The sequence below is a fragment of the Aquimarina sp. AWH4_224 genome, assembly GCF_056160245.1.
The window spans coordinates 94,485-111,195 of the sequence record NZ_JBSWWU010000013.1 but is presented as its reverse complement, the minus strand read 5'-3'; the positions used below and the strand labels follow the sequence as shown (position 1 = coordinate 111,195).

The 16,711-nt window shown below is 36.9% G+C and carries 9 protein-coding genes; 1 reads left to right on the top strand and 8 read right to left on the bottom strand.

Annotated elements, in window-relative coordinates:
- Window positions 1-4 precede the first annotated feature (4 nt).
- Genes ACXAGJ_RS21450 through ACXAGJ_RS21440 form a run of 3 tightly spaced genes read right to left on the bottom strand, consistent with a single transcriptional unit; the run spans window position 5 to window position 3,217 of the window.
- A complete protein-coding gene (locus ACXAGJ_RS21450; protein WP_474842790.1) occupies window positions 5-1,057 on the bottom strand; it encodes a hypothetical protein in 1,053 nt (350 codons plus the stop codon).
- A gap of 21 nt (window positions 1,058-1,078) precedes the next feature.
- Window positions 1,079-2,749: a hypothetical protein gene (locus ACXAGJ_RS21445; protein WP_474842788.1), complete on the bottom strand. Its 1,671-nt coding sequence runs from the start codon at window positions 2,747-2,749 to the stop codon at window positions 1,079-1,081.
- A 57-nt stretch (window positions 2,750-2,806) separates the two neighbouring features.
- Complete coding sequence (locus ACXAGJ_RS21440; RefSeq protein WP_474842786.1) at window positions 2,807-3,217, bottom strand: DUF1842 domain-containing protein; 411 nt, start codon at window positions 3,215-3,217, stop codon at window positions 2,807-2,809.
- A 340-nt stretch (window positions 3,218-3,557) separates the two neighbouring features.
- On the opposite strand from ACXAGJ_RS21440, the gene ACXAGJ_RS21435 reads away from it, so the two are divergent.
- Entirely contained in the window at window positions 3,558-4,433 is an 876-nt protein-coding gene (locus ACXAGJ_RS21435) for a phosphatase PAP2 family protein (protein ID WP_474842784.1), read from the top strand.
- Window positions 4,434-4,460: 27 nt separating this feature from the next.
- Here ACXAGJ_RS21435 and ACXAGJ_RS21430 read toward each other — a convergent pair whose 3' ends face one another.
- Genes ACXAGJ_RS21430 through ACXAGJ_RS21410 form a run of 5 tightly spaced genes read right to left on the bottom strand, consistent with a single transcriptional unit; the run spans window position 4,461 to window position 16,547 of the window.
- The gene (locus ACXAGJ_RS21430; RefSeq protein ID WP_474842782.1) at window positions 4,461-5,372 is read right to left on the bottom strand and encodes a GyrI-like domain-containing protein; all 912 of its coding nucleotides are present in this window, start codon (window positions 5,370-5,372) and stop codon (window positions 4,461-4,463) included.
- Between the two features lie 16 nt (window positions 5,373-5,388).
- On the bottom strand, window positions 5,389-6,729 hold the full coding sequence (locus tag ACXAGJ_RS21425; RefSeq protein ID WP_474842780.1) for a vanadium-dependent haloperoxidase: 1,341 nt from the start codon (window positions 6,727-6,729) through the stop codon (window positions 5,389-5,391).
- Complete coding sequence (locus ACXAGJ_RS21420) at window positions 6,713-9,973, bottom strand: VCBS repeat-containing protein (protein ID WP_474842778.1); 3,261 nt, start codon at window positions 9,971-9,973, stop codon at window positions 6,713-6,715. Before ACXAGJ_RS21420 ends, ACXAGJ_RS21425 begins: the two co-directional genes overlap by 17 nt.
- Before the next feature lie 33 nt (window positions 9,974-10,006).
- Window positions 10,007-13,339, bottom strand: a complete 3,333-nt coding sequence (locus tag ACXAGJ_RS21415; protein WP_474842776.1) for a VCBS repeat-containing protein — start codon at window positions 13,337-13,339, stop codon at window positions 10,007-10,009.
- Complete coding sequence (locus ACXAGJ_RS21410) at window positions 13,332-16,547, bottom strand: VCBS repeat-containing protein (protein ID WP_474842774.1); 3,216 nt, start codon at window positions 16,545-16,547, stop codon at window positions 13,332-13,334. Before ACXAGJ_RS21410 ends, ACXAGJ_RS21415 begins: the two co-directional genes overlap by 8 nt.
- Window positions 16,548-16,711: the final 164 nt, after the last annotated feature.

The following is a 16,711-nucleotide window of genomic DNA, read 5'->3' as shown; positions in this document are numbered from 1 at the left end:
TGAACTATTTGAGTTCAACCGGTTCTGCCTCTTCGTTACCTATACTGGCTTCGTATTCTTTTATTGAAGAAGCTTCTTCTGACTCCTGATACTCGGTGTCTATTCGTTCCCATTCATCGCTTGCCGATTGTGCGGTTTCAATAGCTTTATCACTGCCCGTTATCAAATCGTCAACCGTACTCTGATGAGCCTCACTTAAGGTTTTTACAGCTTCTTTTAATGTAGCTCGAGAAGATTCTAAGTCTGTTATCGCCTTTTTGACACCTTCTCCACTTTCAGAAGCCTCCTTTGCTGCTTTCACCTTCTTCCCAAGATCTTCCAGAGCATCTTCGAAATCTTCTGTTGGAGCTATACCATCAGTCTCCATTTTTTCTTTAATACCACTTAACAGTTTATCTACATCTTCCAAAGAGCTATCGATAGTTTTTTTGGATGGAGTGGTTAATTCTTCTTTTATTTCGGCGATTTGAGATTTTAGTTTTTTCAAAATGTCAGCATCGCTAATTGTGTTAAAATCCTCTACTCCCATAATATCACATACTTTTCCTTTTAAAGCATCGGATAGTTGAGTACCTGTAACAGATTTTGTAGTAAAACTTTCACTTTCGCCATTAGCAATCGCATTATTGGCAATTAGGCTTAAATGTTTAGGCTCAATATCGGGAGGCAAAAAGGCTTTTGAGGCCACACTATTCCCAAAATGTGGCTCCGTTTGTCCAGGTGACATATCTACCACATTATCTCCAGTGGTAGGTGTTGTACTCATGGGGTCTCCTTTCAACAATAATTTCCCCGTGGACTTATCTATTGTAAAATCAGAATCAGGATACTCTGCTACCTTCTCTATAAAATCTATCGAAGAAAAACCTACAGCCCTTTTGTTCTTAAAAAAAGCTCCCGTTTCTCCTAGGTCACTTCCACTAGATCGTCGCCCTAATTCTAATCTGATCCTCACAAACTTTTTTGTTTCGGTATCATATTGATAGTAGGATGAAAACTTTCCGCTTCCTTCTGTAAATGTTCCTTTAGAAGGATCTGTAAACCATGTAATGATCATAATTGTATCTTTTTAATGTTGTTATAGTGCCATTTCTCCTTCTGGGATCGAATCTGTCTCAGGCATGTCATCGTTTTCGTTAAACCCAGAATCATCAGCCTCATCTTTTATTTCCTGATCGTGCTCTTCTTGTGCTTTATCCAAAGCATCAGACTCTTTTGCTGCATTGTCTACAGCTTCAGAAGACTCCTCTAGAGATGACTTTTCCCAATCTTCCAAGCTACTCTCATTATTCTTCAATGTTTTATCCATATTTTCAGAAACATCACTCAACTTGGTATTGGCTTCAGAGAAATTACCATTCTCTATATCTGTTTTAATCTCTTCAAAAGAATTTTCCATTTCACTTACAGCATCCTCAAAATCTTGCGTAGGGGTATATCCTTCTTCTATTTGATTGCTTAATTCTTCTTGAATATTTTTAGAGGTATCCTCCATAGTTTCTGTCATCACATTCTCCTGAAGTGCTTCTGAAGTTTGGTTATAGCTTTGAGAAACATCTTCGGCATCTGTATTAAATTCTGATTCTTTTGAAGTAGCTTCTACCGTTACTTCCTGGTCTGGTGTCTTGTCGATTGTTTCTTCTCCGTCTTTAAAATCCTTATCCGAATTTGCTTTTTCTTTGAGTTTATCCACTTTTTCTTTGGCAGACTTTCCTATTTTCATCGCAAATTCTCCCAAAAAGAGGAGTCCGACGATTAATCCTACCATTTGACCTAATTTTGCAAACGACGCATCAAAAGAAGACGCTTTCTTAGTATTTATTTTTTTACTTTCTGGTAATTGCCTAGCAGTTTGTGAAGACACTACTTTCTTGTTTGCTACTGTACCAGTTACCGCAGGTCCTGCTAAATAACTAGAAACGGGAGTTCCGTTTTTCATGCTTGTTTGGATCACATTCATCCATACTGGTGTCAATGTAACCGATACATCTTGCCCGGGGTTATCATCCCCCATGGTACCATCTCCATTCATCACCACTGTTGTATGCTGAGGTGGATTGGCAAAAACCGGATTCCCTTTTGCATCTTCGCTACACATACTCAATGTTGCTAAATTTTCTTTGGCACTGGACACAATATTCAGGGTAGCTATCAAAACCGGAACGTAATTCGCAGGTAAAGGAGTTGGTGCTTCCTCATACAAATAATAAGGGCCTTGCCAACCTGAAGTAAACATCTGCAACCACGTTTGTACAATATTCCAGGAGCTAAGCGTACAATTTTTGAAGTTTTTTGTACTCGCAAAAAAAGCATTTACGCTATCTACGCTTCCCTTTTTGAGTGCACTGTATAAATTTTTGGTAAGTGCCGAATTTGGATTAGCCATGGTAAAGCGATGAAACAAAAAAGATTGGATTGTTGACGCTTTATCACTGGTTTCTATGCTATAGGCTAAAGGTGGTGGATTATCAAAGGTGAATTGAATAGCCGACATCGTTTTTATCGGAAATTGATAATAGTATTTATTGTCAAGTTGTTCTATTACTCCGGTAAACATGGCTTGTAGTAAAGATCCTTTTCTGATGGTCTTTACATCTAAAGTCGCTCCTGAAGCAATTGTACTCAGTTTAGTATATTGATACGCCTCTTTTACTCCTCCTTTTGAAGGATTAAAAACATCATATACCTCGATTTCATGTGGTAAGTTGTTGGTTACTTTTACTATTGGGTATGTATTATTGGTACTCATATCATTAGGTTTTAAAAGAAAAGAGAACAATACCGATGGCACTGTTCTCTTTAAAAATTAGTGTTCTGAATGTACAGGAACATTATTTATTTTTCCTCTTCCATAAGAGAACCCTCCTTGGCCATTCCATGAATCGTCTATATCCATATAGGCAGTAAATTTCTGCAGGATAGAACCGATTGCTGGTGGTGGGAACGAGTAGATATACTCTCCTTCTAAATTTACAATCTTGGTAACTTTACCATATCCAGTAGATCGGATATTTCCTTTTACCGAAAATATCCCGGTATTTCCGTTTTCGATCGCCTGGGTGATTTCTACAGAACCTGAAACCGTGTTTTTGGATGGGACTACGACCAAAGAAAAATGCGCGATAGGTGCTCCAGGCATACCCACATTTCCTATTGTCCCTTTTGCCAAATACGCTTCGGCAATTGCAGAGTTTGATTCGAGCTGTGCTGTACTCATGTCTTTGTTATTTAGACTTTATTCCTACTCTATTCAGGGTTTTCGGATTACCCCTTTGGGGAAATAGTTCATCTTTCTATAAAGTTGAAAAGTGTTAATCTTGACTCTTATCAAATTTCTTTATCTCTTTCCTATTTTCTTTCAGTGTTAATATGGAAATTGGTAAAATCGGTAATATTACCCTATTCGATAGATCTAAGATCTTACTCTGACTTTCAACCTAAATCAAATCAGGAATACATCTTATTTTTATAAATAATGCTAATCCCAAATTTTTAAAATTGCACTGTATGTCGGTAATTATGAATAAGTTGTTATTTTTGCTCAGCAAACTTTTACTATGAACGTTATAAAAGCCCTATGGATAAGCATGTTACTGGTTGGTAGCACTTATTCTTCCTTTTCTCAAGATACACTTGCTACGAAAAACACTTCTGGAACTCCTCGTTCCTCAGAACAAATGACGACATGGCAGATTATCAAATATGATGGATTATCTGTATATGGAGGCGTAAAACATGCATATACTCAACCTTTTAAATGGAAAGAAAAAGACTGGGCCCTCTTTGGCGGTGTAGTCGCCGGAACTATGACATTACTTGCCTTGGATGAACCAGCAAATGATTATTTTACGAATCAGGCAGAAGGTGTTCCCGATTTTGTAGAGGAAACAGGATTCAGATTTGGAAAACCTTTGGTTAATTATGGATTAACAACAGGCATATATGCTATAGGCTTAATCACTAAAAATGAAAAAATAAGAAAGACAGGAGTACTTCTTATTGCATCGGCTACAGCAGGAGGTGTATTTCAGACATTCACCAAAACGCTGGTAGGGAGAGCAAGGCCAAATACCGACGAGGGAAACCTCAGCTTTCGTTTATGGTCTAATGAAGCGGGATACCACTCCTTCCCATCGGGACATACTATTCTTTCTATTAGTACTGCACACGCTTTGGCAAAACAATTTCAAAATCCATATGTAAAAGGAGGTATCTATGCAATAGGTTTATTATCCCCCGTATCACGTCTTTGGTCTGGAGCGCATTGGTTAACAGATGTTGTTCTTGGTGCTGCCATTAGTATCGCTGTAGTGGATAGCGTTGACAACTACCTTAAAAAAGAACAACGCTACGCTTACAATCCTAAAAAGAACAAAATACGATGGAATTTAAGCTTTGGTGCCGGACAAGTTGGAGTCGTTGGCAGATTCTAATCTATTTGAAGTAGTCTACCAAATTTCTTAGTTCTCCAAAATAGGAACAAAGATTTCGGCTTTCCAATCTAGCTGATTTCCACCAGCCATGGGATTGTTATGAAATACTTCAAAAGGTTTGTTATCCAACTTGATGTTTTCTCTTTTTGCATAATCCAACAAGGCAAACCAAGCTTCGTCACTAATAGCATAATTACCGTAAAAAGTGGCTTTTAAAGCTTTTTGAGACTTGACGTTACCAAATACAATATTGGGAATTGTATCGGGAAGGGTGTCCTTATGAGCAATAGGGATTCCAAAATCAAACGTAATAGTATCTTCCTCCGTATCCCAATTCTTTATGTTTACAAAGGGAGGTCCATCTTGTGTAATACCGTTTTCAGCAAGTTTAGGATATAGATACGAGTTTGCTTTCATCATAGCAGTTGCCTTCTTATCTCGTTTTACCTTTGCATTTGTAGTGATTATTTCCATTGCTGGCATTTCACTTTCTCCATCAATAGTTACTTTAAACATATTGGTATACTTACTAAACTGCCATCTAAACAAAATCAACTCATCTTTTACTGTTTTTACCAATGGTGATTTCTTGAATAAAGCCTGTAAACGATGTTTTATGGAATTTTCTGTAGTAATGATCCCTACGTTTACTTTGGTAATAGTATCTGCTACAGCTTTAAATTTCCAATCCAAAATAACTTTTTGATTATCTACAAGCACTTCCTGTTTAAAGGATTCGAAAAGTACCTTGTCTATTATAATAGCATTATCTTGTATCGAAGTGGTATCAATAAATTTTGCATCCTTAACATGGTTATATACGCTACTTTGAGACGCATTTGCATTAAATGTGATTACATGGTCGTGTTCTTTTACCATTAAAAACCAGACTGCAACTCCAACTAAGATGACCAAAATACCAATTACAACTTTCTTCATTATTTTTTCCTAAAAATTACTTTTTCATTTCAAGTTTTGCGATCACAAAACTACCTAAATTACGTCCTTGTTCCAAACCTAGATCTATAGCTGCCCGATAATGTATCCCCCCATACAATCTACTAATAGCTGCTTCTTCTGCCGCTTTATTAAAAGATAAGAAAGATCGAATAGGTAAACCATAGGGTATTTCGGTATCATCATTAAAAGCAAAATCATCACCAAAAATCTCTGTGAGTACCGTAGAAGCAGCACCAGAAACTACAGAATGTCCACTAGTATATTCTGGAAACGGAGGTGTTTGTAAAACGGGCTCCCAATTCTCATCAATATGCTGATTGATTAGCGTTTCTGGACGAATTAAATTACTTCGATATTTTTCGTCCCAACAACTTATAAAAGCATCGGCTATGGCTATCGAAGTTTTAGTATACGCATATACTGTCTTTTCAAAATCCGAATTTGTTTTTCTGGTAGCAATTTTGCATATCCCAATCCAGTGTGCTCCCGGAGTTATCTTCTTGGTGGCAAACATCAAGTGGCCTTTGTGCGTAGACACATAAGGGTTACAATCCCAAAATCGAGCGATTTGAATCCTTTCTGAGCTTTCTCCTTCCTCTTTAATGGCTACCCCCACCTCATAGGTTTCTAAAAGTTCTTTGTAAAAAGGTGATTCTTTTTCCAAGGAGAAATCTGGGTGTCTAGAAGGTGTAAATTGAGAAGCAGAATCAATGATTGAAGGCCTGATTTCTCTCCAATGTGGTTCTATCCCATCCATATAGTCCGGTGGTGTTGGCTGCCATCTGGATGGATCTTCAGTGTTTACAGAAAACTTGGGCATTGTTCTGGTCTGTGCATAATTATCCTTGGATAACCACTCTTTAACATGCTCCGCAACTTCTAATCCATAAGTTTTGGAAGCACTGTAACTTTTTGCATTTTTCTTTTCCCAAACACCATACAAACTATCTTGGTAAGATGCTATTCGGTGTTCAGAAAAAACCAATGTCTTTCCTACCTCCAGATAAGCAATCAATGCTGCCAGTCTAAAATTAATTCCGCTAGTGGTATCGGCAACCGGTATAGGTTTAAGATCATGTAACTGCCCTGATAAAGTGTTATATTCTTGATTTCCTTGCGCTATGATTTCGTAGGCCGCTATATTAGGATAATTGTATATTCTACTAGCAACAGGAGGTGAGAATATATCATGTACCATTACTGCCGTCAGGTTATCTATGGCAGTATGATAATGATCTGCAGAGATTTCAATTTCTTCGGGTTGCTGACAAGAGATGAAACTCAAAACTGTCCCTAAAACAGCTAGTAATCTATATGGTTTATTGATGAATCGCATAAATTTCTGCTTTTCCATTATTTACTGTAATTATCAAATATTCCTTATTTGCAAAATTAATGATATTACTCGCTACTACCGCTTTTTGTGTTAGGTTAATATTGAGCTCATTTGCTTCCAAAATCTTACCATTTTTTTGAAGCAATGCGCCTCCAAAACCGTCAAATCTTCCATGATATGGCGTAACTCCAAAATAGTTCCCGGCTAGCAGCACTTCTTCTTTACCATCTTTGTTAAAATCGTGTGCTAACATCGATGTGATCGGTGCTATTTGTAATTCATTACTAAACGGCACGAATGTAAAGGTTCCTCCTTCATTTTTCAAATATCCTGATGCCAATTGATGCACCTCAAACAGAGTAGCATTACTCAATTGTTCTTCGTCAAAAATCTCATCAACTGTTTTTCCTGCAAACGATGCATAGGTAGTAATTTTTTTTCGTAAAAAATTAAGTTGAGCGGATAATTCGTCTAGTCCTAGAGCGGTATAATATTTCCCTTCTCTAGGGATTGCCACGATAGTCTCTGTTTTTTGATTGCTATCAAAGTCATCGTAATACATCCGTAAAGGGGTATCTGCTGAGGCTTTGAATTTTGTGTTCAACCCCCAATTACCTAAAATATAATCCAAATCTCCATCATCATCGATATCAAAAGCTTCAATAGACTGCCATAGTCCATTTAATTTTGCTTTGGATACCGATGTCGTAGCATCTACTAACTTTCCATTATCATTCTTAAAAAATGTAGGTGACATCCACTCACCAACCACAATTAAGTCCTTGTTGTTATCTCCATCAAAATCGGTCCAAATGGCATCAGTGACCATCCCTACGCTTTCTAACAATTCATGTTCCTGTTTTTTAAAACTTCCCTTCTCATTTTTAAGAATATAAGAGCTTGGAATTTTACCAAAATCCCCTGGCACTACATATCCTCCAACAAAGAGATCTTGATCTCCATCATTATCCATATCACCGGGTTGTATTACGGAGGTATGATTAAATAATTCGGGGAAATCGGTTTTATGCATTCCTTCGTCGGTATATAAGTAACGCCGATCCAATACTCTTTTGGAAGGGCCAAAAACCTCTCCATCTGAAGAAGCTACCAAAAGATCATTTGCTTTATTATCATTCAAATCTGTGATGACCGCTGCTACATCTTCTGCAATTTTATCAGTTTCAAAAGTTGTTGTTTGTACTTTTTCAAAGCCAGTGTTGGTTTGTATAAATAGTTGAGAAGGACTATTTCTAGAGCTCCCGAAAAAAATATCTTCCTTACCATCATTATTGAGGTCTCCTACCGCAGTGGCTGGTCCCTTATTCGATACTTTGTAGGGAATCAGTTTCTGTCCATTGAAATCCACATAATTATTCTCTCTATGCTCAAAGTCAAACCCTGGGATACTATCCACCTTTGAAAACCAACCTTTAGAATTTGGAAAAATCGTTTTATAATCAATCGTATTTCTTTTGTTTAATAACCGGATAGTAAGTGTTTGGTTGGTTTTAATACGTTCCGCCATCTGTATGGTATGGTCTGGCCAGATGATCTTCAACGAATCCACATACTTTGTTTTTCCATATCCGAAGTGAATCATAGCTTCAGAAGAAGATTGAAACCCCTTGCTCGTATACATTTGTCGATATTGAGGAATCCCTTGATGATAAGAAATGACCTTGGCCCCGATACCGAATAGATTTGATTTTTTATATTGAAGTTTTAGTTTCAAATAATTGGAGGTAGTATCCACGGTATTCTTATAAAAAGTGGCTTGAGCTCCACTATTATTCGTTACGATATCCAGATCTCCATCGTTATCAAAATCGGCATATGCACTCCCATTGGAGATCACTGCATCATTTGGTAACCACGCTAAAGATTGATCTTTGAATTGAATATCTCCTATCCCCTGAAACATCATATTTTGTACTATTCCCGGGGGCATAATCTCTAATGCTTCCTGATCAATCAGCTTAGTCTTCGTTATTTTTTCTTTGATTTGATCATTGGATATATATCGGATATAGTCCAAATCATTAGGACGTTTCGGGATCCCATTTGAGATAAAAACATCTTGCTCTCCATCTTGATTATAATCTGCAAAGAGAGCGGACCAACTCCAATCACTTTCTGCTACTCCACTTAACAAAGCAGTTTCAGAGAAAAATTCTCCTTTGTGATTGATGTGCAACATATTACGTGCATACTGGTAATGATAACCCAATTGATTCGTTCTCATCTCCAACATGTCCACAGTTTCGTCCCCGGCAGAGGCTTTGAGTACTTTCTCTTCTTTAGGGATCATATCTAAGGTCATGATATCTATATATCCGTCGTGATTGATATCTGCAACATCACTCCCCATCGAAAACCGACTGGTATGCCCCATCTTTTCTTTTAAAACTTCAGAGAAGGTCCCGTTCTGATTATTCAGGTAATAATAATCATCCTCATGAAAATCGTTACTTATATAAATATCCGTGTATCCGTCATTATTAAAATCTGCCGTAGCAATTCCCAATCCATATCCGTTGGCTCCTCCATAAATTCCGGCACTTTCGCTTACATCTACAAAAACATCGCCATCATTACGTAGTAATTTATCTCCACTACGATCATCTCTTTGGTTTCTGATAGCTGCTTTTCCAAAGGAATGTTGTGTATGCACCGCATGATTGAGCAAGTACATATCCAGATCTCCATCATTGTCGTAATCAAAAAATGCAGCGCTAGTACTGTAATTCTTAAAGTTTACTCGGTATTGCTCTCCCTTTTCGGTAAAAGTACCATCGCCATTATTAATAAATAATTCGTTACCCCCTTTTAACCCTTGAATACCGACCACGGCACACACATAAATATCCAGAAACCCATCTCCATTTACATCGGCCATTACCGTACCAGTATTCCAATCGGATTGTCCTGCTACACCTGCCTGCTCGGTAATGTCTTCAAATTCAAAATTCCCCCGGTTTCTATATAGTTTATTTTCTCTCTGGTTCGCGGTAAAAAAAACATCAACCAAACCATCATTATCAATATCTCCAACAGCAACTCCTCCTCCGTTATAAAAATATAAGTAGTCCAGGATATTCAGGTTTTCCGTGTTTTGTAGTGTATTCTGAAAGGTAACTCCACTGATTTCCGAAGAAACTTTCTGAAATAAGGTATTGCTATTTTCTGTTTGCTTACAGGAAAACAAGCTTATTGCAATTAGTATTAAAACTCTTTTAATCATTACTAGTAAGATGAATGAACTAAACCACTATGCTCATTCCTTATTTTTGAGTTTAAACATTCTTGGAGTTTCATTATTAATCCCAGAAATTAAATATTTAATTCCGGTTTTATTGGACATCCAATTCAGATTTTTGATCTCTCCTTCTACCAAAAAACCGGAAGATGAAATCGGTTTGTAACTTTGTTTTCCAGTACTTAACAAGACAATTCCTCTACTTGCATCTAGTCGGGAATATTGAGGTTTAAAATTATAGTTATTACCTCCTAACACCAGATCTAGAACTCCATCCTCATTAATATCTATAGTTTCTATAGCATTGATGCACGATAACTGGGCTACTTGGGGTAAATGTACAAATTCAAAATTGCCCTGACCATCGTTATAAGCGATAAGGCTAGAAAAGGTATTCACTTCTTTAACGATAGTGTTTTCCAGAACTTCTTTCGGAAATAAATCTTTGATTGATTTTTTGGCGTATTCTGAAAACTTAATATTCTGTTTTTTCAAGGAGTTGATTTGTGCCGTTATCTCCTTTTTGAGCTGTATAGGAACATCTCTGGAAGCAATATGTTGTGTTACTATCTGTTCTACTGTACCATTGCTATCAAAATCGTTAACATATAACCTCATCGGGTGTTGCTCGGTGGCCTGGTATTTGGCATTGAGGCCGCGATTACCCAACACCAAATCGATATCTCCATCATTATCCAGATCTTCTGCTTTGACAGTATTAAACCACCCCGAGATCTCATTAAGGTTATTGTCCTGATACTTTAGTTTTCCTTTGGCGTTCTTGAAAATTTTGGGTGACATCCATTCTCCTACCAAAATCAAATCTTTTAGTTCATCGCCGTCCACATCTTTCCAGATCGCCTCTGTGATCATCCCTATTTCTTTGATTTCTGGAGCATGGGTAAGCACTACATCCTTAAAATTACCATTACCCACATTTTCTAATAGCAAACTCTGAGGAGAAACTCCATATACACCTACCACATTTAAGCATCCTACGAACAAATCTATATCACCATCCTGATCATAATCATACGAAGCAATAGTCGATACATTGGCATTGGTAGCAGCAACTATCTTTCCTCGAGAAAAATTCCCCTTTCCATCATTGGTATAAAACCGAACTCCGGTTCTTGCACCTTTAAAATTTCCTCCAGACCCTACGATCAGGTCCAAATCACCGTCAGTATCAATATCCAGAAATGCCGTAGCTGTATCCTCAAAAACTTCCTCTGTTTCAAAAGATGACGCTACTACTTTTCCATTTTTTTGTTGCAAATACAATCTACCTGATTGTTTGAAGGCTCCTCCAACAAAAACATCTTCATTTCCATCTCCATTCACATCACCAATGGCTATAGCGGGACCTTCTCGTGATTGCATTTTATAGATCAATCCCTCATAGTCAAAATCTACATAAGGATCTTCCTCATGCGGTTGTAAGCCTGTAGTAACCTCATCAAAATAAGTCACCTGGTTTTCTGAAAATAGTTTATCTTTTTTCTTTCCCGCTTCTTGATCGAATTGTAATAGTGTATTGACATTTACACTACTAATACTTTGAGTTTTTTGGTTAGGAAATGTCACCTTTACTGAATCTATGTTATTGATCTTTCCGATTCCAATAGTCATGATATACTCTGTAGAGGATTGAAACCCTCTTGTGGGTACGAGCTCCTGTCTGATAATCTCATGATTTGCATAAATCTCAACGACACTCCCAATGGCAAAGGTGTTTTTATCTTTACCCTTAATTTGCACTCTCACAAAATTGTTTCCTAATCGCTCACTTTTGTTTTGATATACCGAGACCGGCATATTAAAATTATTGACAATAAGATCCAGATCCCCATCATTATCCAAATCGCCATAAGCAGCACCGTTAGAAAATGTAGGTTCCTCAAAACCCCAAGCTGTAGTAGCATTGTCAAATGTCAAATCTCCATTATTCTTGAAAGCATAATTCGAAATTGGAGTAGAAGGCATTCTATTAATGATGGAGTCTACCTCTTCCTTTTTACCGGTAAGTGTCATTTTTTGAATGATATCATTGGCAAAAAAGTTCATAAAATCCTGATCCGTTAAATCGTGATAAATACCATTACTCACATAAATATCCTTATAACCATCATTATCCATATCAAAGAGTAATGCTCCCCAGCTCCAATCAGTTTCTGCTACACCACTGTAAAAGGAAATTTCAGAAAACGAACCATTTCCATTATTGAGCTGCAATGAATTCTGCATGTATTGGTTATAGAAGTCTCTATTTTTCTTGAGTTGGTAGATATCATAATTCTCAAAAGAGGTGGTCTCTTTGAGCCGTTGATCCTTTTCTGGCAGCATATCGGTAACAAAAATCTCTGGAAGACCATCATTATTGATATCCGCCATGTCTGCTCCCATAGAGGATAGACTTAAATGTTGAATCCACTTTTTTACTTCTTCCCGAAAAGTGCCATCTCCATTGTTAATGTACAAGTAATCCCTCTCGTAAAAATCATTAGAAACATAGATATCAGGCAACAAATCTTGATTTACATCTCCGATCGTAACCCCTAATCCAAATCCAATTAGACTTCCATAAATCCCCGCCTCCTCGCTTACATCAGTAAAAACTCCATTATCATTACGTAACAATTTATCCCCACCTCCTTTAAGGATCTCGGGAATATTCCAGTCTTTTGCCCGTAAATCTCTTTTGTTGGTAAATCCCAAACTACTTACCGGGATAAAACTATTGTTCAAAATATAAGCATCCAGATCCCCATCCTGATCGTAGTCAAAAAATCCTGCATGTGTTGTAAAACCACTATCGGCTAAATTGTATTCTTCCGCCTTCTCAGTAAACGTAATGATTCCCGAATCTGCCGAAGGTCCATTATTGATAAAAAGTTCATTTTTTTGATCATCTCCTTTTACATTTCCCGCATTGCAAACATAAATATCCAAAAAACCATCGGCATTGATATCTACCATAACTACCCCAGTAGACCATGAGTTCTTACCTGTAGTTTTTGAGGATTTGGAAATGTCTTCAAACTTAAAATTTCCTTTATTGAGATAGAGTTTGTTTTCTCCTTGATTTGCGGTAAGATATACATCTGGTAACCCATCGTTATTAATATCTCCGATGGCTACACCTCCTCCATTGAAATAATTTCTGTAGGTGAAAATGTTGAAGTCTTTCTGACTTTCTACGGTATTCTCAAAATGAATATTAGATGTTGCAGCCGTCACTTTGGTAAACAAAGGCTCTTGATCTATTTTAGTTTCAGTATTTATTTTCTCCTTTTTACAAGAACCCAAAACCATAAATACTAACAGGCAGCTATATACTATTTTATTCATTGGTTGTTATTTTAATTAATTGAAGACTATCGTTATTAATTCCAAACAAGAGATATTTTTCTTGGTTGACATCGATAGATTGTATAGATCTTATTGCTCCTTTTATATTCAATTTTGGTTTATTCCCAACCTCAAAAGTTCCTTTTTGAGTATTCAATAGTACAGAACCGTAAGAGGCGTCTAACCGACTTAATTGTGTATTTACTTCATATGTATTACCTCCCAGTGCAATATCTGGATATTCATCCTGATTTATATCAAGAACATGCATGGCATGCACCGAAGATATTTGTGCTTCCCATGGTAGCTCTTGCGCTTCAAAATTGCGATTCCCCTTATTTTCAAAATAAGTTGTCGCCAGGGTAAAAACCTGCTTGACTTCAGCTTCTTCAATTGCCAAAGCCGAAAAATAATCTTTGAAATCTGCCTTTGCAAAAGTAGTATACGATAAGAATTTCTTATTCAGAACTGGAATTTGTTTTGACAGTTCATCTTTGGTTGCTACTGGTGTTTCTTTTCCTTTATAAAAATAGGTGACAATAGGGTCTTTTTTTCCGTTTTTATCAAAATCATTCAAATACAATCGTAATGGCTCTTCAACCGAAGCAGTAAGTCGGGTATTAAGTCCCCAATTACCTGCAATGATGTCGATATCCCCATCCATATCCATATCTTGAGCTACCAGGCAATTCCACCAACCTTTGGTATTTTTCAGCGAATGGTTCTCTTCTTTTTTGAAATTGCCTTTTCCATCATTCATCAATATCGTAATTGGCATATAATGTCCAACTAAAATCAAGTCTTCAGAATCATCATTATTAAGATCCATAAAAGCAGCATCGGTTACCTGGCCTATGGTAAATAATTCTTTAGCAACAGCTGCTGTTTGCTCCTCAAAAACGCCCTTACCATCATTCTTAAAAATATATTGTTTTGGAGTAACTCCATATTTACCAGGAACACTATTACTACCAACAAAAAGATCCAAATCTCCATCATTATCAATATCTGCGGATATCACCACAGATGCATTGATAGTATGATCTACAAATGAATTTTCAGTTTTAGTAAAGTTTCCTTTATCATTAATATACAAAGCTGGTGGACTTTGATACCCGGAATAATTTTCGTTTCCTCCAAATACGGTAATTAGATCCTGATCTCCGTCTTGATCTGCATCCAAAAAGCACTGTTGTACATCTTCATATTGTTGATCCATCTCGAGGGATGGCAACCTACTTTTTATAAAATCTCCGTCTACAGATTGTAAAAAGAGGGACGTAGATTGTAGTTTTCCTCCAGAAACGACAAAATCCGTGCGTCCATCGCTATCTACATCTGTTATGGCAATATGAGGCCCTTCGTTAGAAAATGCGTATGGCGCTAAAGGCTCTATACTAAAATCCTTGGTTTCAAAATCTTGATGTTTGAATTTGACACCTCCCAAATTACGTTCTTTTCCTCCGATAGTACTAATATTTGAATCATTAGGTAGAGTATCATTCTTATTGACAACCAGCGTCTGGTTTGACATTATATTTTTGAGGATAGACCTATTACCCTCTGGCCAATGAATTTGTAAAGAATCTACCGTTGTATTTTGTCCCAAACCAAAATGTAAAATTGGAGATACTGATGATAAATAGCCTTTGGTTGTAAAAACTTCGGCATGTTGCATTTTGCCCTCAACAAACAAGATCACTTTGGTTCCTATAGCATCTAAATTAGGCTTTGTCCCTTTGAGTTGGATTTTCAAATAATTGTGATTTGTCTTCTCTAAGGAGGTATTAGCATACACAAAAGCAGGTTCATTTACATTATTAATCACGATATCCAAATCTCCATCATTATCCAAATCTGCATAAACCGCTCCATTACTGTATGAAGGAGGGTTTTCTGCCCAAACATCAGATGTATTTTCGAAAGTCAGATCTCCTTTATTCTGATAAAAATAGTTGGAAGTTTTCTTGCTGGGTAGCTCATTGATCAGCGATAGATCTTCTTTGGTCATTCCTTGATTAATCCTTTCTTGGATCTTTTCATTAGCAATAAAACTGATAAAATCCATATCATTGGTCGCTCCCTTGATCCCGTTGGAAATAAAGATGTCTTTGTACCCGTCATTATCATAATCTGCAATAAGCGGAGCCCAACTCCATTCGGTGGCTGCAACTCCAGAAAAAAAAGCGACTTCGCTGAAATTAGCATCTCCTCGATTTAGCTGCAATGTATTTTGCATGTATTGTGGTTGATACCCATTTTTCAAATATTGATTGTAGGTAGTGTAATTGTATTCGGTACCTGAAGATTTATAGGTCTCCAGATTCTCGGGAAGCATATCCAATGATAAAATATCAGGAAGACCATCATTGTTAATATCACTGATATCTACACCCATAGAAAAGTGCGAAGTGTGCTGAAGTTGTTTTTGATTTGAAGAAATTATTTCTTTAAAAGTTCCATCCTTCTGATTGACATACAAATAATCATTTTCAAAAAAATCATTACCTACGTATATATCTGGATAACCATCATTATTGACATCACTTGTTGCTATACCTAGACCATAGCCTATAGCTCCTTGAAAAATACCTGTTTCTTGGGAAACTTCTGTAAAAATACCTTGATCATTTCTATACAGCCGATCTCCAGAGAGTGAATCTACCTGGTTTCGTTTACTTCCTTTTCCATAGGTTCTATTGGGATGCACAGAATGGTTCAACAAATACATATCCAGGTCTCCATCAAGATCATAATCAAAAAAACTAGCTTGCGTAGAAAACCCAACAATATCCAGGTTATATTTTTCTGCCTTCTCTTCAAAAATCACTTTACCCTCTGGATCAAGTCCTTTATTGACAAATAACTTATTTTTTCCTTTTATCGCTCTGTATTTCCCAACTTTACATAAATAAATATCTTTAAGCCCATCACTATTGATATCCACAACGGTAACCCCCGTAGACCACCCCTCATTGTCTTCTAATACTGTTGGTGTTGCTTCTTTAAACTGAAAGTTTTGCTGATTAAGATATAGTTGGTTCTTGCTTTGATTAGCCACAAAGTATAGGTCTTCCCAACCATCGTTATTAAAATCGCCTACAGCAACACCCGCCCCATTGTAATAATAAAGATAAGTGAGGATATTCAAATCTTTGGAGTCTTTCAATGTATTCTGAAATGTAATTCCAGTATCAGTACCCGACAAGTTTTTGAAGAGATAAGACTTTTTCTCCTTCTTACAACAAATCAAGGTAGTGAAGAGAAATACAAGAGTAAGTATACGATATCTAAGGTTATAAATCACTTAAGTTCTTAAAACTATAAAAATACGAATTAGCAGAGCCCCTCAAAACTGAAGGGCTCCGTTTC

Bases quoted from the DNA above. Each gene is read 5' to 3' on its own strand.
- ACXAGJ_RS21430 (WP_474842782.1), bottom strand. From the start codon at position 5,372: ATGAAGAAAGTTGTAATTGGTATTTTGGTCATCTTAGTTGGAGTTGCA.
- ACXAGJ_RS21435 (WP_474842784.1), top strand. From the start codon at position 3,558: ATGAACGTTATAAAAGCCCTATGGATAAGCATGTTACTGGTTGGTAGC.
- ACXAGJ_RS21445 (WP_474842788.1), bottom strand. From the start codon at position 2,749: ATGAGTACCAATAATACATACCCAATAGTAAAAGTAACCAACAACTTA.
- ACXAGJ_RS21425 (WP_474842780.1), bottom strand. From the start codon at position 6,729: ATGCGATTCATCAATAAACCATATAGATTACTAGCTGTTTTAGGGACA.
- ACXAGJ_RS21415 (WP_474842776.1), bottom strand. From the start codon at position 13,339: ATGAATAAAATAGTATATAGCTGCCTGTTAGTATTTATGGTTTTGGGT.
- ACXAGJ_RS21420 (WP_474842778.1), bottom strand. From the start codon at position 9,973: ATGATTAAAAGAGTTTTAATACTAATTGCAATAAGCTTGTTTTCCTGT.
- ACXAGJ_RS21450 (WP_474842790.1), bottom strand. From the start codon at position 1,057: ATGATCATTACATGGTTTACAGATCCTTCTAAAGGAACATTTACAGAA.
- ACXAGJ_RS21440 (WP_474842786.1), bottom strand. From the start codon at position 3,217: ATGAGTACAGCACAGCTCGAATCAAACTCTGCAATTGCCGAAGCGTAT.